Origin of the sequence: Thalassospira australica (assembly GCF_044790785.1) — a bacterium.
GTDB classification, from domain to species: domain Bacteria; phylum Pseudomonadota; class Alphaproteobacteria; order Rhodospirillales; family Thalassospiraceae; genus Thalassospira; species Thalassospira australica_A.
The window spans coordinates 4,238,683-4,261,852 of the sequence record NZ_CP085258.1; the positions used below are offsets into that span (position 1 = coordinate 4,238,683).

Sequence of the window (23,170 nt, forward strand, 5' to 3'; positions counted from 1 at the left end):
AGGATCCATGAATAATGCGTTTTCTCGATAACCTTGCGATCGGCCCCAAAACTCTTTTGGTTCCTGTTTTTCTGATGATCGTGATCATTGCGATGGGTATCGCAACGGTTCTGACACTGGAAAGCGAAAAGGAAACGCTAAACAACCTTCGCGTCGAAGCTTATGAACGCCGTTCCGATGCACTCACACTCAGCGATGCACTAAACGAGGCGCACGGAACGCTTTTCCGAATTCTCACTTGGGATTCAAACGGCATCAACGCCGCTTCCGTCCCGGAATTGCGCGAAAAAGCCAGCCAGCTTTCGACTGAACTGGCCCCGCTTGCCGAGCGGCTGGCCGAAGTCGGCGGGGATGAATTTACCAGTGCCTATAACACTTATATGGCCGAGGTCGACCAGTTCCTGATCGAAAGCGAGATGAACATCTATGGCGCGCTTGAAGTCATCGCGCGCGCCGATGAATCTTTCAGGGCCCTTCAGGTGCCTCTCGACAAGATCCTTGTAAAGTCCCACGACGTTGCAACCTCCTCGTTTGGTAATGCTTTAACGCAGGCCGAAACACTGCAAAAGGCATTCGTCATTGTCGCAATTGTGGTGATTATCATTGCTGCAGTCGTATCGGTCTTTGTCTCCCGCCGCATTTCACGCCCGATGACCGATCTGGCAGAACTGATCGAACAGATTTCCAAAGGCGACCTTGATGTTGAAATTCGCGGTGTGCAGCGCCGTGATGAAATTGGTGTGGTTGCCCGCTCGGTAACGGTTCTGCGCGATCAGTCAAAAGAAGCTGAAAATCTGCGCCATGAACGTGAACGGGTACGCAAGATCGAACGCGAACGCCAGCTTGAGCTGGTCACGGCAACCGATAATTTCCAGCGCGCCGTGCAAGAAGCCCTTGGTGGATTTGATCGCGAGTTCGGTTCGCTTAACGGCTCTGCCAGCGACATGGAACAGATAGCAACATCGGCAACCGCCCGCGCCGCCGATGCCAACCATCATTCCGAAACGGTTCTGCACCATATCGAAGCCGTTTCACAAACCACCGCCAGCCTGTCAGAAGCTATCGGGGAAATTGGGCAACAGGCCCAGAGATCGGCCGAGGTTGCCGGACGTGCTCGCAATGAAAGCGAACATTCCCGTGCCCTGTTCGAACAGCTGACCGAAGCCACCCAGCGAATTGGCGATATCGTTACCCTGATCGAAGATATTGCCAACCAGACCAACCTTCTGGCATTGAATGCCACAATTGAGGCTGCACGTGCCGGTGATGCAGGCAAGGGCTTTGCCGTTGTCGCGGGCGAGGTTAAAAACCTTGCCTCCCAAACTGCGCGCGCGACCGAGGATATTTCAGCCCAGGTCGAAGAAATCCGTGGCCTGACGGACAATGTTGTCAGCGCCCTTGAATCGGTTGCCAACGTGATCGGCGAAGTTGACCAGTCCGCCGCGGCCATTGCTGCAGCTGTCGAGGAACAGCAGGCATCGACCAACGGCATTTCGGCCAGTATTCATGACGCCAATGGTGGCATGCGTACGGTTGCCGATGCGGTTGGCGCGCTCGATACAGAAACCGCACGTGTCCATAACGGTTCGGAAAATGTTTCACGGGCAACAAATACCCTGAATACCGAAGCTGCCCGCCTGCGCGACGCAATTGCCAGCTTCCTTGATCAGATCAACAAAAACAAGGCTGAGGCATAATGACCGTTCCGCCGGAAAAGCCTGCAAACGATAATTGGATCAACCGCCTTTCCGGCAGCCTCACCCCGAAGTTTTTCAAAAATCTGTTCATTGCACTTGGCATCGGATTGGTTGGTGGACTGATCGCACACAGCATTGATATGCCACTGGCCTGGATGATGGGGCCGATGCTGGCGACTTTCATTGCAAGCCTGCTGCGCGTGCGCATGGGCATTCCGATGCGGTTTCGCTCGGTCATTCTGGGTGTGATTGGCGTTTTCCTTGGCGCATCCTTTACCCCCGATACCCTTGATCAGGCTGCCCGCTGGCCGATCAGTATGATTGCCGTGCTGCTTTATGTTCCGATTATCACCCTTGTTGTCACATGGTTTTACTGCAAGGTCGCAAAGCTTGATCCCGCAACCGCTCTTTTTTCAGCCACACCCGGCGGGTTGACACCGATGGTGGTTCTGGGCGCGGCCGCAGGCGGTAACGAACAGGAAATTGCCCTGACACAGGGTTTGCGCGTTTTGCTTCTGGTGATGTCAGCCCCACTGATTGTTCTTATGATCACCGGTGTCGTGGCAAGCGGTCATGGTGATAACGAAGCCATACAGATGACCATGTCCGAGGGCCTGATCACGGCGGCATGCGCGATCATAACCGTCATTATTTTTCGCAGAATCGGCATTCCTGCCGCCGAAATGACCGGCGCTATGCTCGCCAGCATGATTTTGCATGTGACAGGTTTGGTCGAAGGCAATTTACCTGACTGGCTTTTGGCCGGAAGCCTTTTGATTCTGGGCTCCGCCATCGGCAGCCGTTTTGCGGGTGTCAAACTCTCCTTTCTGGCCCGTCTGGCCGGTTATTCGATCTTTGCAACGGTTCTTATCCTTGCCTTTACAGGTGTCGTGGCATGGTTTGTTTCCGATTGGCTGGATCTTGATTACATTGCTGTCCTTCTCGCCTTTGCGCCCGGTGGGGTCGCAGAAATGTCGCTAATCGCGTTGGCACTGAATGTTGAACCCAGCTTCGTTGCCTTCCACCATATCGTCCGCATTTTTGAAATCGTCTTGCTGGCACCGATTATGGCAAAGTGGTTCGAACGATATCGTCAGAAAAAGATAAACAACCTTTAGTTATAAAGCATTGGCGTCTTGTGATTAATTCGCTAATCTTTTTCTGCATATTCGGGGCAGGGAACAGATAATGCGAACGAGACTTTCGGGGCGGGACTCGCGAACATTCGGCTTGCATGGCCAAACACTCTTGCGGAAGCGGCTTTTCGATCTTTCAGTTGCAGCAACATTACTGATCGCGGCATTGCCGGTACTGCTTTTGATTGCGATTGCCCTGAAATGTGAACATCATGGCCCCATTTTGTTCAAACAGGTTCGTATCGGATATCTTGGCAAACCATTCACCATTTATAAATTCTGTACTCTTTGGGACTCGTTAGTCGCGGATGGTACACCTTTGGCGCCGACAAAATTCCGAAACTTCCTTCGGCGCTGGGGCCTAGACGAATTACCTCAGCTATTCAATGTCGTTCGCGGTGATATGTCACTTGTCGGGCCACGCCCGCACACGCCAGATGACAATCAAAATTTCACCCGGCACTTTGCATTTTACAACACACGCCATCAGGTACGCCCCGGCATCACAGGCCTGGCGCAAATCAACGGCTGGCGCGGTCAAATCCGGTCGGATTTTGATCTGAAAAGTCGCCTTGACTGTGACATTCTCTATATCAGTCGGCAATCTATCTCGTGTGACATACTCATTCTGATCTGCACCATCTTACGCCCGGGGTGCTGGGTGAATGGTCCTTGCCGAACATCCCCTGAAACCCTGTCATCATATCGCGTCAGATGAAAAACGTCGGCTTTAAGATTGCTTTGCTGTGTGGCAGCCTTATATTTGCCAACTGTTTCATCCCTATGGTTTGCGCAAAATCCGGAATAACTCAAAAGGACAAGCGTGATGCAGCAATTCAGCTTGGCCTTTTAGATCTGGTACCGTCGTTATCGGTGACTGAGGAATTCAACGACAATATTTTTCTGTCTGATAACTACCAAAAGTCCGATGTCATCAGCCGCGTCGCACCTGCCTTAACCTTGCAATCAAATTGGCAGCGGGCCCGGTTGCGGCTTGAGGCTCTTGGGGATGCAGGATTTTACACCCAATCAGACGAAGATGATTATCTGGATGGCGAACTTGGTGTTTCCAGCGGATTTGATATCGGTCCGGCATTGGCCGTCGATGGTGATTTACGCATCGCCAAACGCCACGAAGATCGTGGCGGCGATGATATTCCGACCGGTGCGGCCGAGCCCGTCAGCTATGTCGATCAAAATACTGAAATTGCGGTTCGCTATTTTGCCGGTGATGTTCATTACCGCACCGCCATAGCCGTGCGGCAGCTTGATTTTGACGATACAACGCTCACCAATAGAGGCATTGCCAATAATGATGATCGGGATCGCACCGAACTGCGACTGATCATGCGGGCTTCCTATCAACTGGGTCTTGGCCGCGAAGCTTATGGCGAAACCACATTTAACCAGCGGGAATATTCAAATACCCCCGACGATCAGGGCATTTTTCGCAATTCGAACGGTTACCGTTTGTTGGGAGGCATGACATTTGATCTTACCGATCTGATCAAGGCGGATATCGGGGCAGGATGGATGTCGCAAATTTATGAGGACTCCCGCCTGCAAACCAATGAAGGATTTTCAGTTCGTGCCGCAGCAACATGGAATATTACACGCATGACCGCGCTGGATTTCCGTGCCAAGCGTGAAATTGGTGAAACCACCGTTACCGGCGCCAGCGGGATCATCGGCGAAAGCTTCGATGCCGGTATCGAACATGAACTCCGCCGCTGGCTAGGTATCCGGCTTAACGGTGGTTATCAGCATGATCGGTTTGAGGGGGCAGGACGCGCGGACAAAATAACCCGCTTTGGTGCAGGGATACGGTATGAACTGAACCGCTTCGCCGATCTGGATGGTTCCTGGCGATATGACCAGCGCCGGTCAGACGAAACAGGCCATGATTACCGCCGCAATCGTACTTTGCTGACGCTTCGGCTGAAAATGTGATGTCATGAAAAACATAATTCTGTCTGCAATCCTTTTGTTCGCTGTTTCAAGTGGCATTGCAGTCCCAAAGTTAAGTGCCCAAACCGTCTACACGATTGATAGCGGCGATAAGCTACGCATCACGGTTTTTGACGAGGAAGCCCTTTCAGGTGATTTTTTGGTCGGCGCTGATGGATCCGTCACTCTGCCCCTGATCGGAACGGTTGCTTTACGCGACCTCACACCACAAGCTGCACAGCAAACCATCGCCAACGCCCTCGCAGACGGCTATATCCGCAATCCTGTGGTATCCATCGACGTTCTCCATTTCCGCCCGGTCTATATTCTTGGCGAAGTAAACGAGCCAGGTGAATACGAATATGCTTCGGGAATGAATGTGTTAAATGCCGTCGCCCTTGGCGGCGGATATACTTATCGCGCCGATCACGACGACATCGTTATCATGCGCGGTCGCGACGATAACCGTATCGAAATACCGGCCAACGAGCACAGCATTGTTTTGCCCGGCGATATTATCCACATCACCGAGCGGTATTTTTAAAACACATTACACACGAATAACCAATTGATCCCATTGGAACGTTTATAAAAAACTGACGAAAAACCGTGTTTCAGGAAGAACCCCATCTTTACCTGCCGGTTTAACCATGCTGAAATCCGGCCACGCGCAAAAGCGCCCCACCATGAAAATGCGCTATCTTCAGGGAGCCCCAAATGTCTAATACTGCGGAAATGCGTCACGGCGGACGTATACTGGTTGACCAACTTGCCCTTCACGGCTGCGAGCGAGTGTATCTTGTTCCGGGCGAAAGCTATCTTGCCGTGCTTGACGGGCTTGTCGACCATCCGGATATCGCCCCGATCATCTGCCGTCAGGAAGGCGGTGCCGCCATTATGGCCGAGGCACACGGCAAACTGACCGGAAAACCCGGCATTTGCATGGTCACCCGAGGACCCGGTGCTACCAACGCATCAGCGGGCGTGCATGTCGCCCATCAGGACAGCACCCCGATGATCCTTCTGGTCGGGCAGATCGGACGGGACATGGTCGACCGTGAAGCATTCCAGGAAGTCGACTATCGCAAGATGTTCGAACCGCTTTGCAAGTGGGTCGCCCAGATCGATGACATCAACCGCATCCCTGAATATATCAGCCACGCCTATCATATCGCGACCTCCGGTCGCCCCGGACCGGTGGTACTTGCCCTTCCGGAAGACATGCTGTCCTCGGCAGCCGAGGTTGCCGATGCCAAACCCTATGTCCCGATCGAAGCCAAAACCGCCCCCGAAGACGTCGCCCGTTTCCGTGGCGCACTGGCAGATGCAAAGCGGCCGATCATGATCGTTGGTGGTGGTGGTTGGACCGCAGAAACCACTGAAAACCTTAAATCGTTTGCAAAACGAAACAATGTTGCGATCGCCACCAGTTTCCGCTGTCAGGACTATATCCCGAACACGCACAGCCATTTCATTGGCGATGTCGGCATCGGGATCAATCCGGAACTGGCGAAATTCATTCGCGAAAGCGACCTTGTGATCCTTGTCGGGTCGCGCATGGGGGAAATGACCAGCAGCGGCTACAGCCTGCTTGAAATCCCCTGCCCGAAACAGAAACTGATCCATGTTTACGCAGGCCCCGATGAACTGGGTCGTGTTTATCGTCCTGATATCGCAATCAATGCATCCCAACGATCATTCATCCGTGCGATTGCCATGATGGAACCGGTGGATGGAAGTGGACGGGAAGAACAGATTGAAACGGCCCACGCTTCATATCTGAAATTCTCGACGCCGCTTGATACGCCAGGCGATGTAAAGATGGCGCATGTTGTCGCAAAGCTTCGCGAAATCCTGCCCGAAGACGCCATCGTGACCAACGGGGCCGGCAACTATGCCGCCTTCCTGCATCGTTTCTTCCGGTATGGCAAATATCGCACCGAGCTTGCACCGACTTCGGGTTCGATGGGTTATGGCCTTCCGGCATCTGTGGCCGCCAAGCTGACCCATCCGGATCGCCTGTCGATCTGTCTTGCCGGTGACGGATGCTTTATGATGCACGGTCAGGAGTTCGCAACGGCGGTTCAGTATGGTGCGAACATCGTCGTGATCGTGGTCAATAACGGCATGTTCGGCACCATCCGCATGCATCAGGAACGCAATTACCCCGGTCGCGTTTCCGGCACCCAATTGCACAACCCGGATTTCGCGGCCTACGCTGTTGCCTTTGGCGGACATGGCGAAACGGTCACCAAGACCGAAGATTTCGGACCGGCTTTTGAACGCGCCGTGCAATCGGGAAAACCCGCAATTATCGAGGTGCAGGTTGATCCGCAGGCCCTGACCCCGATCAAGACACTGGATCAAATTCGCGCAGGTAGTTGATCCACCAAACTGTGAAATACGGCGAGGTCGCTTACCGCCTAGGCAAGTCGATCTCGCCATTTTCAATTGCCTTGCGCAACTTGCCAACGGTTTCGGCTAGCTTCTCGTCAATGACATGCAAATAGGCTGTCCAATCCGAAAGCTTTTTGAGCTCTTCCTTGCCATCGGAAATTCCGCGCAAACCGATTAATGGCACATCAAACTTCTGGCAAACGCGCAGAATGGCATAGGTTTCCATATCGACCATATCGGCATCAATGGCATCATAAGCGACACCCGACACAACGTTTGCCCCCGTGGACAAACGGGCTTGCGCGACCCCTGGAATGCGATAAGGCAATTCCAGAACTGCCGGAAGATTCAGATAGGGCGTAATCCCCCTCTCGAAACCAAGCGCCGAGCAATCCATATCGCGGTAAGACACAGTCGAGGCCTGATAGACCTCCGCTTGCTCAAGCGTACGCGACCCTGCCGATCCAAGAGTAACCACCAGATCGGGTAAATCACCCGACAATCTAAGTTCCGTCAGGGCAGAGCTCAGATTAATTGCGGCCTCAACCGGACCAATGCCAATCATCAGCGGCTTGAACAGTTTTTCAAGATGGGGGCCATATTCCTGATTTGCCGCCATTGCGAACAGCACATTGGTTCCGGCAAAATCATGAAGATATCCGCGCATATCCCACCTATCTCGTCTGCGGTTGATCCGGATGCAGATTACTGGTCAGGGCATGCTTTGCCAGCCCTTATTTAGGCCGATTTGAAAATATTCCGGAGAAAAATGGTACACCCGACAGGATTTGAAGCCTGCGGCTTTTACCTACTCGAGCGCGCACAAACAAGCCATTTCCAGCGTAAACATCAAGCCGAGCAAAACATCGACTAACCGAGATTCTGCCCGCGCCAATGCCAGCATTGATCTCAACTTTCCAGCCCCCTACTCGTCAAGGGATTGATCTGCCGCTTCAAATGCAGTCCCTTTTCCGCTAAGGCAGGTTCGGCTGGGCAGTTGACGAGGAATACCAATTAGATTATTCATACTGTGAACGATATGCGGAACGAAAATGCCCGATAAGTCTGATATCAAGACAGAGATAGAATTTCTAGCCGCTCTTGAGCAGGGAGAAATCACCAGTCAAATGCGCCTATCACAGCGTATTGCTGTGTCTGTAGGGCTGGTAAACGCACTACTAAAACGTGCCGTTCGAAAGGGATTTGTAAAGGCGCAGGAAGTCCCTGCCAAACGTTATGCATACTATCTCACTCCTAAAGGCTTTTCCGAAAAAAGCCGATTGGTCACTGAATATCTTGAGACCTCGCTTGATTTTTTTCGACTGGCGCGTGGACAATACGAAGTCATTTTCGAACGCCTACATCAGATAAAAGCAGCACAGATCGCATTTGCCGGATCGGGTGAACTGGCGGAAATAGCCCTGCTTGCCGCGCGCGAGTATGGAATCGAGCCTAAAGCAATTTACGATAGCAAAACCAATGTCAAAAGCTTTCACGGAATACCAATTGTCCGCGACATGTCAGAAATTGGGGATTTTGACGGAGCCGTATTAACAGAATCCCGGCATCCTCAGCAGGTTTTCGATGAGTTGACTGTAAAATTTGGCCGAACCCTAATCTTTAGCCCGGCTTTTCTGCGTATCCATCATTGCAGCGCTCAACAAAACACAGCTTCAAAATATCCTGCAGATGGGGAAAACATCTCATGACCGGATGGTTTTCTGTTAAAAACTGCCCCACATCAGGAAAAACGCGCCCGCTGGTGAAGCATTTTTTCATCCAGATGAAAATAGCGTAATTAATTGAAACAATTATCTGGTATATAGAAATTGAATACTTTGAGAAAAATCTTATATCTTCTTGATAAATCAGAACGAAGGAAAGCTATTGTTCTGATGCTGATGATTATAGTTATGGCCTTCCTAGACATGGTCGGAATAGCTTCAATCATGCCTTTTATGGCAGTACTAACTGATCCAGACATTATCAATCAAAATCAATATCTTTCACAAGTTTACCAACTTCTTTCTTTTTCCGATCAAAAAACATTTTTGTTTTTTCTTGGTCTTTTGGTTTTCTCTCTTCTCATCATATCAATGGGATTCAAAGCACTAACAACATGGCACCAAGTCCGCTTCACAACCATGGCTGAATATACGCTTGGATGTCGCTTGGTATCAGGGTATCTAGGTCAACCATATGAATGGTTTCTAAACCGCCACAGCGCAGATTTAGGGAAATCCGTTTTGTCGGAAGTTTCCCAAGCAATAAATAACTCCATGACACCCTTAATGCAATGCATAGCTCAGACTGCGGTTATCACTGCTATTTTAACTTTACTTGTCGCTGTCGATCCAATGCTTGCGTTCGTCATAAGCTCGATTTTAGGGTGCGCATACGGACTACTGTATCTTGCTCTCCGTAATCTGCTCGGACGGATAAGCATCAAACGTGTGGCAGCTAACAAGGCACGCTTTCAAGCTATCACCGAAGCCTTCGGCGGCATTAAGGATGTAAAGGTTTCCGGTCAGGAGCAGACTTTTCTCACCCGCTTTTCAGTTCCCGCTCATATGTTTTCAAAATATCAGGCAATATCCAAACTGTCTGGCCAACTCCCCCGCTTTGCTCTGGAGGCTATTTCCTTTGGTGGTATGATTTTGCTCGTTCTTTTTTTAATGCGGGATGGAAAAGAACTTCAATCTGCCCTACCAATTCTAACTTTATATGCTTTTGCAGGTTATCGATTACTGCCCGCAGTGCAGATATTTTATCAAAACTTGGCAACATTACGCTTTGGAGGGGCTGCGCTATTATCCCTGCATCAAGATTTAGTATCTCTACCTATATCTCCTACATATAAAGACAACACACAATTACAACCAATATCTATCAGGAATAATATTCAACTTGATAAAATATGCTACAGCTACCCATACACCTCAAAAAAGGCTGTAAATAGTCTAAGTATAAATATACCAGCAAGATCAACTGTTGGATTCATTGGGAAAACTGGAAGTGGAAAAACAACAACTGTTGATATAATTTTGGGACTAATCCACCCCCACTCAGGACGATTAAGTGTGGATGGAGTTGCAATTACGGCAGAAAATGTTCGTTCTTGGCAAAGAGCAATCGGGTATGTTCCCCAATATATTTATCTATCGGATGACACGATAGCTGGAAATATTGCCTTTGGAGTTGACAAAAAATACATCGACTATGCTGCAGTTAAACGTGCCGCAAAGGTTGCCAATTTGCACAATTTTATTACCACAGAGCTCGCACAAGGTTATTATACAAATATCGGAGAGCGTGGTATTCGATTATCTGGCGGACAACGACAGAGAATTGGGATCGCAAGAGCACTTTACAATAATCCACAGTTGCTAATACTAGATGAAGCAACTAGTGCACTAGATAATTTAACAGAAAAACATGTAATGGAGGCGGTAGAGAATATTAGTCACTCACTTACCGTGATAATGATAGCCCATCGCTTATCTACGGTTCAAAAATGCGACAACATATATGTCATTGAAAACGGGACAATTACAAAATCTGGAGATTACAACACAATATCACAAGAAAGTATTTTTTTCTCAAAATGAGGCATAATCAAATCTGAAATCATTCAAAAAAATTTTTACCTATAAATGTACTAATACAGCACCAGCAAAGATATTATATTATTTTCAAAATTAGGAGTATCCAATGCCAGGAAGAAATATGCTCTCTAATAGAAACAAAAATTACATGAAGAAATTCTCCATACATATTGAAGCATCTATTATTGATGCCTTACGTGCGATCGAGGATAATAAACATCGTTTTCTCATTTGCGTCGATGATAGTTTCCACGTGACAGGGGTAATCGTGGATGGTGACATCAGGCGTGCATTCATAGAGGGAAAAAATGCAGAAGATCTCATCTCAAATGTCTATAATAAAAATTTCACAAAAATTGATGATAAATCAAGATTTAGCGAAATTTGCGAAATATTTAGGAGCAGAAAGATTGATTTTATTCCCATAACAGACAAAAAAGGTAAATTAAAAAACATTATAACCAAGAAACAATTCCACATTATGTTGCTTGAAGATGTAAATTACAATCCGAATGATGATTTTACCGTTTATGACGAACATGTTCTTGAACATGAGGTATATAATAAGCCTTGGGGATTTTACAAAAGTATACTTCTTAGTCCATTCGCGCAAGCAAAAATACTTACCGTATTTCCAATGTCACAGTTAAGCTTACAAGAGCATAAATACAGGGAAGAGCATTGGGTAGTGATCAAAGGGAATGGAATGTGTCAACTGGGAGAAACTCATCTTGAACTATACCCAGGAAAGTATGTTTTTATCCCTAAAGGCTGTAAACATCAATTGCTTAATAATGATCGCAAAAAAAATCTGATTTTATCGGAAGTACAGCTTGGAGATTATTTTGGTGAAGATGATATTATTCGCCACCAAGACAAATACGGTAGAGTATGAGAATCAGAAAGTTGAACCACATGAACTTTAAACATGACTACCACGAACCCAAAGTCGTAGCCGAAATCGGCTGCAACCATATGGGTGATATAAGAATTGCCAAAGAACTTATCTGGCTAGCGAAAGAATCCGGGGCACGATATGTCAAGTTTCAGAAGCGAAATAATCGCGAGCTACTGACCAAAGAGCAATACGATTCTCCTCACCCGGTACCCGCCAACTCTTATGGGAAAACTTATGGGGAGCATAGAGAGTTCCTCGAACTTAACAAGAATCAAAACCAAGATCTTAAGAGATACTGCGAAGAAATTGGAGTTACTTACTCAACCTCGGTTTGGGATCTAACGAGCGCTCAAGAAATTATTGAGCTGAACCCGGAATTCATAAAAGTCCCTTCCGCATGCAACAATAATATTGCCATGCTCAAGGCATTGCGAGATGACTATAGAGGGGGTGTTCAGATTTCGATAGGAATGACAACTAAATCGGAAACCGATGAAATCATACGATTTTTTGAAGAAGCCGACCAAGCAAGCACGCGTCTGGTTATCTACTCTTGCACCTCAGGTTACCCAGTTCCATCTAAGGATGTTTCGCTTCTGGAAATAAATTGGCTATACCAACGATTTGGAAATCGAGTTAGCGAAATTGGCTTCTCAGGCCATCATCTAGGTACGTCGCTAGACATTGCGGCCTATACATTGGGAGCTAGATGGATCGAACGTCATTTTACCAAGGACAAAACATGGAAAGGAACAGATCACGCAGCTTCGTTGGAACCAAATGAACTAAGTACACTTGTTAATCAACTAAGTGAAGTTCACTCGGCCTTAAACTACAAATCTTCTGAAATTCTTCCCATCGAGCAGATACAAAGGGATAAGCTCAAAAACAGGAAATAGCATGGCAATTGCGTTTATCCCTGCCCGTGGAGGCAGTAAGTCGATTCCATTAAAAAATATTCGGCCATTTTGCTCGTATCCACTTATTTATTGGAGCCTGCGGGCATTACAAGATGTGCCGGATGTAACTCAAATTGTGGTGGCGACAGACAGTAAGGAGATTACTGATACGGTAGAGAGTCTCTGTTTTAAAAATGTGATCGTCTATAAACGAAAGCCTGAGAATGCCACGGATACAGCCTCAACCGAATCGGTAATGCTGGAGTATCTGGATCAAGCAGGACTTTCTGATAACGAACTATTTATACTTACACAATTGACCTCACCTCTTACGCTCGCCCAGGATTTTATAGGAGCGTTAAAGCTACGGCAAAGCAGTGGAGCAGATAGTGTATTAACTGGAGTACAATGCAAACGTTTTTTCTGGACCAGAGATGGAACATCTTTGAATTATAACTATTTAGAACGACCTAGACGACAAGATGTTGGTGGGTGGTTGATGGAAAACGGTGCGTTCTACATCAATACAGTTGGCAACATTTTACAACATCGTAATCGTCTGTCTGGCAAAATAGCCCTATATGAGATGCCAGAATATACTGCGATCGAAATTGATGAAGAAGATGATTGGGCAGTAGCAGAAGGTTTGATGCGCACTCACATACTGCCACGTATAACCCATTCCACAGCCATTAAACTGTTCCTCTCCGATGTTGATGGTACTCTCACCGATGCTGGTATGTATTACGACCAACATGGCAACGAGATGAAGAAGTTCAACACACATGATGGCAAGGGCTTCGAACTACTTCGAAAAGCAGGAATCAAAACAGGTCTTATTACCAGTGAAGTAACTGCGATTGTGGAGTGTCGCGCAAGAAAGTTAGCGGTGGATTATATTGTTCAGGGAAAAGGCTATGGCGACAAACTCACTGCAGTTCAAGATATCTGCGAACGAGAAGGTGTAACTTTACAGGAAGTTGCATATGTGGGGGACGATGTTAACTGCATCGATTTGCTAAAGCATGCAGGTTTAGCAGCTTGCCCATCCAATGCAACTGATCCTGTGAAAGCTCTTGCTTCAGTTCTACATTTGAAACGTCGCGGTGGTGAAGGCGCCGTGCGCGAATTCATCGATAGTATTCTCGCTAAACATTAGATTAAGGGAGAATAACAATGAAGAACCCAATTTTTGATGTCCTATGTGACTTAGGCATTTGCGATGCCTCAGCAGTTGAACATTTTCATAAGGGCGTACGTGACCGCGATGACATAGATGTCCTGCTTTGCCAAAAATCTGGTGCACTATTTCTTAACCGTGTCGACCATATGGACATGGCTTATTACAATTCTAAACAGCCGACACACAAGTTTGGCACATCCAAACGCCAAATTATTTCTACCAATGACGACACACAACGGAGATATAACCAATTTTCAAACCTAGTAAGGGGCAAAAATTGGCTTGAAGTTGGGGCAGGTTCTGGTGCGATGCTTGATGTTTTTGCTCCACTCGTTGCTGAGTACGCGGCGGTAGAACCACAGGAACAAGCGGCTTCTTTTCTTAGAGAGATCGGCCATCCTGTATATCAGGACATAAAAGATGTTCCAGCAGGAACGTACGATGTAATAACTTTATTTCACGTATTTGAGCATCTAAATTCCCCTTTAGAAATGTTGAAAAATTTAATAAATATAATGCCTATTAACGGAAGACTAATTATTGAAGTCCCACACGCACGTGATATGTTAATTTCTTTTGCCGGCTGCAAGTCATTCCATAATCATACATTTTGGAGTGAACATTTGTTTTTACATACTCGAGATACCTTAGGAGCATTAGCAATTGCAGCAGGCTTCAAAATAACTTCAATACAAGGAGTCCAACGTTATCCGGTTTCCAACCATTTATATTGGTTAGCGAAAGGAAAACCTGCAGGACATGTCACCTGGAATATGTTAACTGACAGAGAATTAGATAGTTCTTATGAATCCGTGCTAGCAAAGCTTGACTTAACTGACACCTTGATAATGGACTTGAGTAAATGCGCATGAAAATACTACACGTAGCCTCCTTTTCTGGAAATATAGGAGATAATGCAAGCCACAAAGGGCTTTACCATTTGCTCAATAAATTTTTTAAGAATTATACTGTCAAACAATTAGAAATGAGAAACTTCTATCAAAACTACCAAGGCCCCTCCAAGAAACATTTTGATGAAGATTTTGTCAGCTATGCAAATGACTTTGACTTAGTGATTATAGGAGGAGGAGGCTTCCTTGACTACTGGGTGCCAAATAGCGCAAGTGGTACTACTATAGATATTCAACCGAAATTAATCCATAAACTGAAATGTCCAACACTTATTACTAGCGTTGGCTGTGCTCCACACAAAACTATCCCGGATGGAAATATCGATAAATTTCGCCACTTTCTTGATGCAGCACTAGAGAACTCCAAAATTTTAATTGCTGTTCGTAATGACGGATCAGTCGATTCTATTCGGCGTGATATAGGTAGCCAGTATTTAGAACACATTCCAGAAGTTGCCGATCACGGATTTTTCTTTAAAATAAAAGAACGCATCATAACATATACTCCAAATAAATATATTGCAATTAATATAAGCGAAGATCAACTGGCGATGGAAAGCCTACATCGAGGAAATATAGACAGCCATGTATTTTATGATGAAATATCTAAAACCTGCAAATATATTTGTGAGAATCTAGGCCTATCTGTAGTTTTTGTCCCACATATCTATACAGACCTGAACGCAATTTCGTCCATATTATCTAGATTAAGCGACCACCTCATTCGAGAGAAAATAAGTGTTGCTCCATGCATTCAAGGCAGAAGATCTGTAGATCATATATTTGGTATATATAAGCATAGCAAAATGGTCATAGCCACACGTCTTCATGCTAATATTTGTAGCCTCGCAATGAACATTCCTGTTTTGGGGGTAGCTGTACTTGATAGAGTAAAATACGTTTATGACAGCCTTAACCTCTCCAGTAAATGTGTCATACCAAGTGAAAATTTTTCCCAGGAATTGAATGACGAACTAAATTTCCATAACAACCAAAACTTAATCGCTTACAATTTTGACCAATTATCACTAAAGAAAAATGAAACGATATTAGTTTATAATAATTTTATTGAAAAAGAATTTTCTTAAGATGACATACAAAAATTACATATACTTACCTATAGAAACAAAATCACGGGAACTTGATGCAAAAATACTTCTTGCACTAGAAGCCTGCTCTCGTGGTTTTTGCACTATAATAGGAACGAAGAAAATAAATAGCATTTTGGAAGTTATGCCAAGAGGAATTTATTTCTATAAAGACTCATCTTATCCTCTATCGAAACGTTTTCAAAAATACAAAATTATCGGACATAAAATTGTTGTCCATGATGAAGAGGGTCTTATCATTCAAAATGATATGGATTACCTAAAAAGACGCGTTATGTTCGAAACAATCAAACACGTTGATAAGTTTTTTTGTTGGGGAAACCACCAACTTAAATTAGTTGAATCTGCAAAGAATATATTTTCTAGCAATGTCAAGTTGCATTCTGTTGGACACCCTCGATTTGACTTACTCCGCCCACCAATAAATAAATACTACCTCTCTCAATCAGAGGGGGAGGAAAAGATTATTTTAGTCAACACAAAACTGGCGGAATTTAATCATCGCCTCGGTGAAAATGGGTGGATTAATTTACTTAAAAGTCACAATATGCTTCATTCTGAAGAGTGCCTTCCTTTAAGAAGGGAACAGAAGTTATATAAAGAACACTTATTTTACTACTACAGGGAACTTTTGATAAAAATCAGTCAAAAATTTCCAAATCACAAGATTATTCTTCGTCCACATCCGGCAGAAGATATCTCAAAATGGGAAAGCATAGCTTCCAATCTACCAAATGTTACAGCGACAAAAGAGCAAAGCATTGGTTATTGGTTAAGCAGAGCCCTAGCAATCATACATACAAGCTGCACAACTGGAATAGAAGCATATATTGCGTCTGTCCCGGCAATAGCTTTTAAACCCATTCAAGAAGAGAGATTTGACAATGAACTGCCAAATAAAGTGAGCCATATTGCAGAAAGCATAGAAGAATGCATAAATATTCTGAAGAATATATTAAATAAAAATATCAAAAAAAACATCGATACAGATATTGCTAAATTATTACTTCATCCATATATAGATAATATCTCTGATAATAACTTTTCCTACCAAACGATTTTAAACGAACTTGAAACGTTTCCAAATGAATATATGCCCATACCAAATACACTTAAAGCAAAACTTTTTATCAAAAAAATTATGTATAATGTGATCCGGAAAATCAGGGCAAAAAATGGTAACGAAAGAGATATTCCATACGACGAACTGCGATTAAAAGTAAAGATATTATCCAGCATACTCGAAATTGCGCCACCAAAAATAACAAAAATTAGTGAAAATATATACATGATGAGAGCTTAAAATTGTCCATACTGCACAGTATAAAAAGATATATTTACCGATGTAAAATAAGAAAAGAATATTACTATAAGCATAAAGTTAGAATGGAACCCAATGTTACAATTCCGGATGGTATACAGATCGGAGCATACACTTTCATCGGTAGAGACGTTATTATTGGTCCCGCTACCAAATCAGTCGGTAGGTTTTGCTCAATTGCTCCCAGAGCAATAATTGGACCAAACTCTCATTATATATCAGCCATTACCACGTCTAATATTCCTCTATTATACTCAACAGAAGAAGAGTTCTTTCACAAACCCAAAGAAAGTAATGCTCAAAAGTACCAGGCACATAAGGAGGAGTTAAACAAGAAAAACGTAATAATAGAGGATGACGTTTGGATAGGGCATAACGCGATAATTTTACCTGGCGTAAAAGTAAGCATTGGGACTATCATTGCAGCAGGATCAGTAGTAACAAAAGATACAGAACCTTATAGTATTGTTGCAGGTATCCCCTCCAGATTTTTGCGCTACCGCTTCCGAAAGGAAACTATTGAAGCAATCTGCAATTCAAAGATTTTTCAAAAGAAAGAATCTGATATAATTCAAATCCTCAGCAAATACTCCGGCCTTTCTTTAGAAGATCATATTGAAGAAATTTTAGAAGACATAAAGAAGTTATGAAGGAGAAATATAATTGTTAGGAGATACAATTAACGAGTACCTTTACTATGGGTACGCAAAGAAGAACCCCATAACGTTGTGGGACGGTACCCTAAATTCAGAAGATAATTTTGAACTCGATTATACCCCAGATGGAGCATCAAAGAAACTCGACCACATTTTTGATGATGTTTTTTCAAAAATCAAATTGGACGGGTACTGCATAATTCCCTTAAGTGGAGGATGGGATAGTAGGGTTATGCTTGGTTCCGCCTTGAACCGCTTACCAACGTGCCAAATTAAAACTGTTAGTTTTGGATGTCCAAAACAACTTGACTATGAACTTGGATATAAGTTAGCCAACTCTGTTGGCGTGGAACATCACAGGGTAGACTTATCAAAAATTCAAGTAAACTGGTTATCATTAATTTCCAGTACAAGAAATTCACCTTGGACATATGCTTTAGATGCATTCTTTAATAGCTTTTCTATCTCCTCAGTATCTAACGAAAAAGACACGATCCTCTCTGGATTTATGGGAGATCCATTGACAGGAGGGCATACCTCACCCTCGACGACAAAACACGAAGCTATTGCTGAGTTCCAGGCAAAACAAAAATTCTCAAAGAGAGAGAATATTTCTCCAAGTTTATATAATCCGTCAGAAGGACTCGAACATCTAGTCCCTCCAAAAGAAATAAAATATATAGATTACCTCGACTATGGGATACGGCAAGCTAATTGTATTGCACCGATACTAGGATTTAAGAAATTTTGGGCCGGATGGGGAGATTATTATAGTCAACATTGCATGACTAAAGCCAATTTTTTGACGCCATTTACACATAAAGCTTGGGCAAATTATTGGCTTAAAGCATCTGACAATTGCAAGAAAGATCAAAAATTATACAAAGAGATGATAAATACCAATTTTCCAAAATTGGTAGAAATAGGTTCAAAGGATACATTTGGAATACCACATCAAAAAAAAATGAATATAAAAATTCAACAAACTATATCGAGAGGAAAGAAAAAAGCACATAGATATTTCCCATGTAAATTAACTAGAGAAAACTCAATGTTAAACTATGTGGATTTCTCCACTTTTTTTCGAATCCGCAATGACTATCAAGAAATATTATACCAAGCAGTCGACATCTTAGACAAAAATTGCATAGCACCTTGGGTAAACTTTGAGAAAATAATTGACCTACATATGAAAAGAAAAGAGGACAACTATCAGTCTATTTTGCTAATTATAGGGTTGGCATTAAACATAGAATGCCTTTCAAAAAACAACCATTAACCCAGCATAAGCCATGAATATTTCATATTTTTCAAATTCCCATATTCCTTCCCGGGAGGCAAATTCGATTCATGTTATTAACATGGCGTCATCATTTGCGAAAATGAACAACAACGTAAATCTGTATTGCCACCTAGCAAATCAACAAAGATATAGTCAAGAATTAATAGAAAGACAGATTCCAGAATACTATGGAGTAGACTGTCAATTCAAGTTGACGCCAATACGGCACTTTCCTTTCCAGGGATCGAACACCTTGGGGTCAATGGAAGCTGTAATTAATAGTAAATGGAATAAAACAGATTTAGTGTATGGGAGACATGGTAGAGCTTGTGCGTTTGCCGCTTTTTCAGGGATTCCTACGATCTTTGAAACCCATCAACCAATTTCGTGGTTTTCTAAAATAGACAAAAAATTAATACATACTGCTTTAAATAGAAATTTATACAAGTATGTTGTAACAATATCAGAACCATTAAAAGAGATATTACTACGTGAAACTAATTATCCACCAGAGAAAATTATTGTTGCCCATGATGGAGCGCCGTCAGTAACACATCTTCGGCCTATGAAGATCGGAAGGGAAAATAGAATCAAAGTTGGTTACTGCGGACATCTATACGAAGGAAGAGGCATTGAAATAATAGCTGATTTAGCAAATCGAATGACAGATATTGACTTTTATCTTGTCGGTGGAAATAATGATGATATTGTTTCTTGGAAAGAAAGAACCAAGAAATTAGATAATTTACATATATTGGGGTTTCAATCTCCCGCTGTTGCAGCACGGATGAGGTTATCTTTCGATATACTGCTAGCACCATATCAGAACAATACCTCGTTAAAAAATGGCAGAAATACTTCCAAGTGGATGTCCCCATTAAAAATATTTGAATATATGGCTTCCTCCAAGCCTTTTATTTGTTCGGATATTCCGGTCCTAAGAGATGTACTAGAAAACAACTTAAACTGTCTCTTGGTGCCACCGTCAAACGTAGACGAATGGGAGGATTCTCTTATGAAACTAATCTCGAACGAGGACCTACGGAAACGATTGGCGAAAACCGCCCTCAAAGATTACCAGGAGAAATATTCGTGGGACAATCGCGCTAAGTCTATCATTGATATGATTTAAAAAATGAAAAATGCTAAATCTCATAATATAGTTTTTTTTGTGGAATCTTTAAAAGGCGGTGGCACTCAGCGCGTAGTTTCCAACATTATAACGCACTGGGACTCCATTTCAAAAAAAATCATACTTGTTACTTTGAAGAAAACTGAAACAGACTTTTATTTAATCCCTAAAAACGTTCAAAGAATATGCACAGGGACAAGTAAACGCTCAAATAATAAATTTATAGCGGCAATAAATAACATAAAAACAATTATAAAATTTCGCGAAATCTTGAAAAATTCAGATTGCGATGCCGCGATTTCATTCTTAACATCGACAAACATACTTACAATTATTGCTTCTATCGGAATTAAAAAAAGAATTATTATCTCAGAACGATCAGACCCATCACTGCAAAAAATTGAAACTATATGGATTGTCCTTCGATTTTTGGTTTATAGATTCGCGGCAGTTGTCACCGCCAACAGCCCCCATGCTGTAAAGACGATGTCCTCTTACGTACCAAAAGAAAAACTGTGTCTTATCCCAAATCCCATTGTCCTGCCGTCTATTTTAGCGCGTCCTCGCAATGCTAAAATGATCTTAAACGTAGGAAGGTTAGTACCTCTAAAAGGACAAAACCGAATTATACAAGCATATCTCCAAACCGATTGGTTTGAAGCAACTGGTTGGAATTTAACAATTCTGGGGGACGGGCCAAGTCGAGACGAACTTGTTACCCTCACCAACTCTCAAAGAAAGCATAACAGCATCAACCTTCCGGGAGCCATTTCTAATCCAAATATATTTTATCAATCTGCAGCAATGTTTGTCATGGCCTCGGACTATGAGGGAACCCCTAATGCCTTACTCGAAGCAATGGCACACGGCCTACCTTGTATTGTTCCAGATTGCTTACCCGGTGCTCTGGAGCACGTTGAGCATAACATATCCGGACTTGTCTATTCCGCAAAAGACGTCACAGCATTAAAAGAATGTATGATTAGCCTTGCTCAAGACTCGGATCTACGGGAACGCCTTGGTAACGAAGCTCGTACACGAATGGATTCATATTCGATCGACAAGATTGCGCGTCAATGGGAAGAGCTTCTCTTGTCTAGCGAAACGGGAAAAGATGCCAACAACTAACCTCTCCAGAGACAAGCTTGCGAGCCGAAATGTCGCAGAGCTCCAAGCCCGGATACTGATAACGCTTGGCATTGATGCTTTATCTAGTATGCGTGTTCTTGATATCGGTTGCGGTAACGGAAGCACTGTCAATGGTTGGCTTGGAATCGGTGCAAATGCGTATGGCTGTGATTTCCGCTTCAAAGACGGAAAGCATGTAGCAAGCCTTCAACAACAAAACCGTCTTAGTATAATTCCTAACACCCACTATCGCCTTCCTTACCCGGATGAGAGTTTTGATCTTGTTTTAACAAATCAGGTGATGGAACACGTCATCGATTATCCTTCAACCCTGTCTGAAATCCAACGTATTCTCAAACCTGGCGGTTATTGCCTCCATATCTTTCCTTCCCGATGGATGCCGATTGAGCCCCATGTGTTTGTACCATTTGCTACAGTGCTGCGCTCCTACTGGTGGTTATCACTCTGGGCGTTTATTGGCATTCGCAAACGCAGCCAACGGGAACAGACATGGCGTGATGTTGCATGGGAAAATCAGCAATACCTTCTGACAAGCACAAACTATCTGACCGGGAAAGAGATAGAGAAACACTTCAGGCAATTTTTCAGTAAATTCAACTATGCGGAGAAACAGTTCCTCCAAAACAGCCCAAACAAACGCGGTCAAAAGCTGGCCCGTATCGGAGAGATATTTCCCTTTGTTTTCCCACTTTATCGAGCGATATGGTCAAGAGTGATTCTTACCCAAAAATGAGATATCAATCCTTTCAGATGAGACAACGAAAAATTATCACATTTATCCTGCCATCATTCGCAGGTGGGGGAGCTGAACGGGTTGCGATAAATCTTTTAAATAGCATTGATTGTAAAAACTTCGAGCCCCATCTTGTTGTACTTTCATCGCAGGGGCCTCTTGCGAAACTGGTAAAAGAAGATATCCCGATCAAAGTTATTGGTCACAATCGACTAAGAGATGCTTTGCCAAATTTAATATTCTATTTGCGGAAAAGCAAACCAGATATAATTTTTTCAACTTTCACGCATATCAGCTTGGTGCTGCTTCTCGTGAAGCCGCTGTTAAAGAAAACCAAATTTATTATACGCGAGGCATCCCTGCCATCTGCTAATATTGCCAGAATGCCTTTTTCTTCGGCCATGAAATTTCTTTTCGGTAAAATATATCCGAACGCAGATAAAATTCTCGCGTCTTCCGTTCGCATGTTCGAAGAATTAACAATTTATGGAATTCCCAAAAATCATATTCAAATATTGCCTAATCCGATCGATACCGCGGCGTTACAAAAAAATTCAGTCCCGATTTCAAGCAGTACAAAAGGCGCTGGACGATGTTTTATTGCTGCAGGTCGACTTAGGCCGGAAAAAAATTTTCCTTTTCTTCTTGATGCGATGTCAAAGATTTCACCTGAAGATCACTGTATAATTCTTGGTGAGGGAGATCAGCGAAACCTTCTAGAAGAGAGAATTAGCCAATTAAATCTTCAAGATCGCGTAACCCTAATGGGATTTGTCGACAATCCCGCTCCATGGGTTGCAAATGCAGATGCTTTTCTTATGCCATCACTCTTCGAAGGCATGCCAAATGCCGCACTTGAAGCTCTCGCTCTTGGAACGCCGGTAATCGCAAGTCCAGCAGCAGGCGGTATTGGGGAACTACCATCTGTGACTATTGCTGAGCCTGGTCCGGACTTTCTGCGTGCAATGCAAAATGTCCCAATTAAACGAATACATAAGAGCGATTTTCTTGCACCGTCTCTTTTACCTGATGAATATGACATAGAAAATGTCGGCAGGCGGTTTAACAACCTCATTACCGAACTATGCCTTCTTTCAAAAAAGGACGAAAGCTAG

The 23,170-nt window shown here is 43.9% G+C and carries 21 protein-coding genes; 20 read left to right on the forward strand and 1 reads right to left on the reverse strand.

Annotation, left to right across the window (positions count from 1 at the left end):
• Nucleotides 1-14 precede the first annotated feature (14 nt).
• The 6 genes from LG297_RS19680 (at nucleotide 15) to LG297_RS19705 (ending at nucleotide 7,165) form a co-directional block, all read left to right on the forward strand.
• Nucleotides 15-1,697: a methyl-accepting chemotaxis protein gene (locus tag LG297_RS19680; protein WP_404423319.1), complete on the forward strand. Its 1,683-nt coding sequence runs from the start codon at nucleotides 15-17 to the stop codon at nucleotides 1,695-1,697.
• The gene (locus LG297_RS19685) at nucleotides 1,697-2,815 is read left to right on the forward strand and encodes an AbrB family transcriptional regulator (RefSeq protein ID WP_404423321.1); all 1,119 of its coding nucleotides are present in this window, start codon (nucleotides 1,697-1,699) and stop codon (nucleotides 2,813-2,815) included. Before LG297_RS19680 ends, LG297_RS19685 begins: the two co-directional genes overlap by 1 nt.
• 70 nt (nucleotides 2,816-2,885) lie before the next feature.
• On the forward strand, nucleotides 2,886-3,551 hold the full coding sequence (locus tag LG297_RS19690) for a sugar transferase (protein ID WP_404423323.1): 666 nt from the start codon (nucleotides 2,886-2,888) through the stop codon (nucleotides 3,549-3,551).
• 65 nt (nucleotides 3,552-3,616) lie between these two features.
• Nucleotides 3,617-4,783 (forward strand): outer membrane beta-barrel protein, encoded by a 1,167-nt coding sequence (locus LG297_RS19695; RefSeq protein WP_404423325.1) that lies wholly within the window; start codon nucleotides 3,617-3,619, stop codon nucleotides 4,781-4,783.
• A 4-nt stretch (nucleotides 4,784-4,787) separates the two neighbouring features.
• Nucleotides 4,788-5,324: a polysaccharide biosynthesis/export family protein gene (locus LG297_RS19700; RefSeq protein WP_404423327.1), complete on the forward strand. Its 537-nt coding sequence runs from the start codon at nucleotides 4,788-4,790 to the stop codon at nucleotides 5,322-5,324.
• 173 nt (nucleotides 5,325-5,497) lie between these two features.
• Nucleotides 5,498-7,165, forward strand: coding sequence for a thiamine pyrophosphate-binding protein (locus tag LG297_RS19705; protein ID WP_404423329.1), 1,668 nt, complete (start codon nucleotides 5,498-5,500; stop codon nucleotides 7,163-7,165).
• A 31-nt stretch (nucleotides 7,166-7,196) separates the two neighbouring features.
• Here LG297_RS19705 and LG297_RS19710 read toward each other — a convergent pair whose 3' ends face one another.
• Nucleotides 7,197-7,844 (reverse strand): 5'-methylthioadenosine/S-adenosylhomocysteine nucleosidase, encoded by a 648-nt coding sequence (locus LG297_RS19710; protein ID WP_404423331.1) that lies wholly within the window; start codon nucleotides 7,842-7,844, stop codon nucleotides 7,197-7,199.
• Nucleotides 7,845-8,229: 385 nt separating this feature from the next.
• On the opposite strand from LG297_RS19710, the gene LG297_RS19715 reads away from it, so the two are divergent.
• The 14 genes from LG297_RS19715 to LG297_RS19780 all read left to right on the forward strand — a co-directional run bounded on the left by LG297_RS19715 (nucleotide 8,230) and on the right by LG297_RS19780 (nucleotide 23,170).
• Nucleotides 8,230-8,886: a hypothetical protein gene (locus tag LG297_RS19715; RefSeq protein WP_404423333.1), complete on the forward strand. Its 657-nt coding sequence runs from the start codon at nucleotides 8,230-8,232 to the stop codon at nucleotides 8,884-8,886.
• A gap of 186 nt (nucleotides 8,887-9,072) precedes the next feature.
• The gene (locus LG297_RS19720; RefSeq protein ID WP_404423335.1) at nucleotides 9,073-10,785 is read left to right on the forward strand and encodes an ABC transporter ATP-binding protein; all 1,713 of its coding nucleotides are present in this window, start codon (nucleotides 9,073-9,075) and stop codon (nucleotides 10,783-10,785) included.
• A gap of 103 nt (nucleotides 10,786-10,888) precedes the next feature.
• On the forward strand, nucleotides 10,889-11,677 hold the full coding sequence (locus tag LG297_RS19725; protein WP_404423337.1) for a CBS domain-containing protein: 789 nt from the start codon (nucleotides 10,889-10,891) through the stop codon (nucleotides 11,675-11,677).
• A gap of 20 nt (nucleotides 11,678-11,697) precedes the next feature.
• The gene (locus tag LG297_RS19730; RefSeq protein WP_404423339.1) at nucleotides 11,698-12,579 is read left to right on the forward strand and encodes an N-acetylneuraminate synthase family protein; all 882 of its coding nucleotides are present in this window, start codon (nucleotides 11,698-11,700) and stop codon (nucleotides 12,577-12,579) included.
• A gap of 1 nt (nucleotide 12,580) precedes the next feature.
• Nucleotides 12,581-13,738 (forward strand): cytidylyltransferase domain-containing protein, encoded by a 1,158-nt coding sequence (locus LG297_RS19735; RefSeq protein WP_404423341.1) that lies wholly within the window; start codon nucleotides 12,581-12,583, stop codon nucleotides 13,736-13,738.
• A gap of 17 nt (nucleotides 13,739-13,755) precedes the next feature.
• Nucleotides 13,756-14,634 carry a class I SAM-dependent methyltransferase gene (locus tag LG297_RS19740; protein ID WP_404423343.1) on the forward strand — a complete coding sequence of 293 codons (879 nt, stop codon included), beginning with the start codon at nucleotides 13,756-13,758 and terminating at the stop codon, nucleotides 14,632-14,634.
• Nucleotides 14,625-15,761: a polysaccharide pyruvyl transferase family protein gene (locus LG297_RS19745; protein ID WP_404423345.1), complete on the forward strand. Its 1,137-nt coding sequence runs from the start codon at nucleotides 14,625-14,627 to the stop codon at nucleotides 15,759-15,761. The genes LG297_RS19740 and LG297_RS19745 overlap by 10 nt, the downstream gene beginning before the upstream one ends.
• Nucleotide 15,762: 1 nt before the next feature.
• Nucleotides 15,763-17,085 (forward strand): surface carbohydrate biosynthesis protein, encoded by a 1,323-nt coding sequence (locus tag LG297_RS19750; protein WP_404423347.1) that lies wholly within the window; start codon nucleotides 15,763-15,765, stop codon nucleotides 17,083-17,085.
• Nucleotides 17,086-17,168: 83 nt separating this feature from the next.
• Nucleotides 17,169-17,753 (forward strand): CatB-related O-acetyltransferase, encoded by a 585-nt coding sequence (locus LG297_RS19755; RefSeq protein WP_404423349.1) that lies wholly within the window; start codon nucleotides 17,169-17,171, stop codon nucleotides 17,751-17,753.
• 13 nt (nucleotides 17,754-17,766) lie between these two features.
• Nucleotides 17,767-19,038 (forward strand): hypothetical protein, encoded by a 1,272-nt coding sequence (locus tag LG297_RS19760; protein ID WP_404423351.1) that lies wholly within the window; start codon nucleotides 17,767-17,769, stop codon nucleotides 19,036-19,038.
• 13 nt (nucleotides 19,039-19,051) lie between these two features.
• Nucleotides 19,052-20,173, forward strand: a complete 1,122-nt coding sequence (locus LG297_RS19765) for a glycosyltransferase (RefSeq protein WP_404423353.1) — start codon at nucleotides 19,052-19,054, stop codon at nucleotides 20,171-20,173.
• Between the two features lie 3 nt (nucleotides 20,174-20,176).
• The gene (locus LG297_RS19770; RefSeq protein ID WP_404423355.1) at nucleotides 20,177-21,301 is read left to right on the forward strand and encodes a glycosyltransferase; all 1,125 of its coding nucleotides are present in this window, start codon (nucleotides 20,177-20,179) and stop codon (nucleotides 21,299-21,301) included.
• On the forward strand, nucleotides 21,288-22,055 hold the full coding sequence (locus tag LG297_RS19775; RefSeq protein WP_404423357.1) for a class I SAM-dependent methyltransferase: 768 nt from the start codon (nucleotides 21,288-21,290) through the stop codon (nucleotides 22,053-22,055). Before LG297_RS19770 ends, LG297_RS19775 begins: the two co-directional genes overlap by 14 nt.
• Nucleotides 22,025-23,170 carry a glycosyltransferase gene (locus LG297_RS19780; protein WP_404423359.1) on the forward strand — a complete coding sequence of 382 codons (1,146 nt, stop codon included), beginning with the start codon at nucleotides 22,025-22,027 and terminating at the stop codon, nucleotides 23,168-23,170. Before LG297_RS19775 ends, LG297_RS19780 begins: the two co-directional genes overlap by 31 nt.

Excerpts from the sequence above, each read along its gene's own strand:
- LG297_RS19750 (WP_404423347.1), top strand. The coding sequence starts at position 15,763 with ATGACATACAAAAATTACATATACTTACCTATAGAAACAAAATCACGG.
- LG297_RS19765 (WP_404423353.1), top strand. The coding sequence starts at position 19,052 with ATGAATATTTCATATTTTTCAAATTCCCATATTCCTTCCCGGGAGGCA.
- LG297_RS19725 (WP_404423337.1), top strand. The coding sequence starts at position 10,889 with ATGCCAGGAAGAAATATGCTCTCTAATAGAAACAAAAATTACATGAAG.
- LG297_RS19770 (WP_404423355.1), top strand. The coding sequence starts at position 20,177 with ATGAAAAATGCTAAATCTCATAATATAGTTTTTTTTGTGGAATCTTTA.
- LG297_RS19720 (WP_404423335.1), top strand. The coding sequence starts at position 9,073 with ATGCTGATGATTATAGTTATGGCCTTCCTAGACATGGTCGGAATAGCT.
- LG297_RS19755 (WP_404423349.1), top strand. The coding sequence starts at position 17,169 with ATGGAACCCAATGTTACAATTCCGGATGGTATACAGATCGGAGCATAC.
- LG297_RS19700 (WP_404423327.1), top strand. The coding sequence starts at position 4,788 with ATGAAAAACATAATTCTGTCTGCAATCCTTTTGTTCGCTGTTTCAAGT.
- LG297_RS19680 (WP_404423319.1), top strand. The coding sequence starts at position 15 with ATGCGTTTTCTCGATAACCTTGCGATCGGCCCCAAAACTCTTTTGGTT.
- LG297_RS19780 (WP_404423359.1), top strand. The coding sequence starts at position 22,025 with ATGGTCAAGAGTGATTCTTACCCAAAAATGAGATATCAATCCTTTCAG.
- LG297_RS19775 (WP_404423357.1), top strand. The coding sequence starts at position 21,288 with ATGCCAACAACTAACCTCTCCAGAGACAAGCTTGCGAGCCGAAATGTC.
- LG297_RS19730 (WP_404423339.1), top strand. The coding sequence starts at position 11,698 with ATGAACTTTAAACATGACTACCACGAACCCAAAGTCGTAGCCGAAATC.
- LG297_RS19745 (WP_404423345.1), top strand. The coding sequence starts at position 14,625 with ATGCGCATGAAAATACTACACGTAGCCTCCTTTTCTGGAAATATAGGA.
- LG297_RS19715 (WP_404423333.1), top strand. The coding sequence starts at position 8,230 with ATGCCCGATAAGTCTGATATCAAGACAGAGATAGAATTTCTAGCCGCT.
- LG297_RS19690 (WP_404423323.1), top strand. The coding sequence starts at position 2,886 with ATGCGAACGAGACTTTCGGGGCGGGACTCGCGAACATTCGGCTTGCAT.
- LG297_RS19710 (WP_404423331.1), bottom strand. The coding sequence starts at position 7,844 with ATGCGCGGATATCTTCATGATTTTGCCGGAACCAATGTGCTGTTCGCA.
- LG297_RS19695 (WP_404423325.1), top strand. The coding sequence starts at position 3,617 with ATGGTTTGCGCAAAATCCGGAATAACTCAAAAGGACAAGCGTGATGCA.
- LG297_RS19685 (WP_404423321.1), top strand. The coding sequence starts at position 1,697 with ATGACCGTTCCGCCGGAAAAGCCTGCAAACGATAATTGGATCAACCGC.
- LG297_RS19735 (WP_404423341.1), top strand. The coding sequence starts at position 12,581 with ATGGCAATTGCGTTTATCCCTGCCCGTGGAGGCAGTAAGTCGATTCCA.
- LG297_RS19705 (WP_404423329.1), top strand. The coding sequence starts at position 5,498 with ATGTCTAATACTGCGGAAATGCGTCACGGCGGACGTATACTGGTTGAC.
- LG297_RS19740 (WP_404423343.1), top strand. The coding sequence starts at position 13,756 with ATGAAGAACCCAATTTTTGATGTCCTATGTGACTTAGGCATTTGCGAT.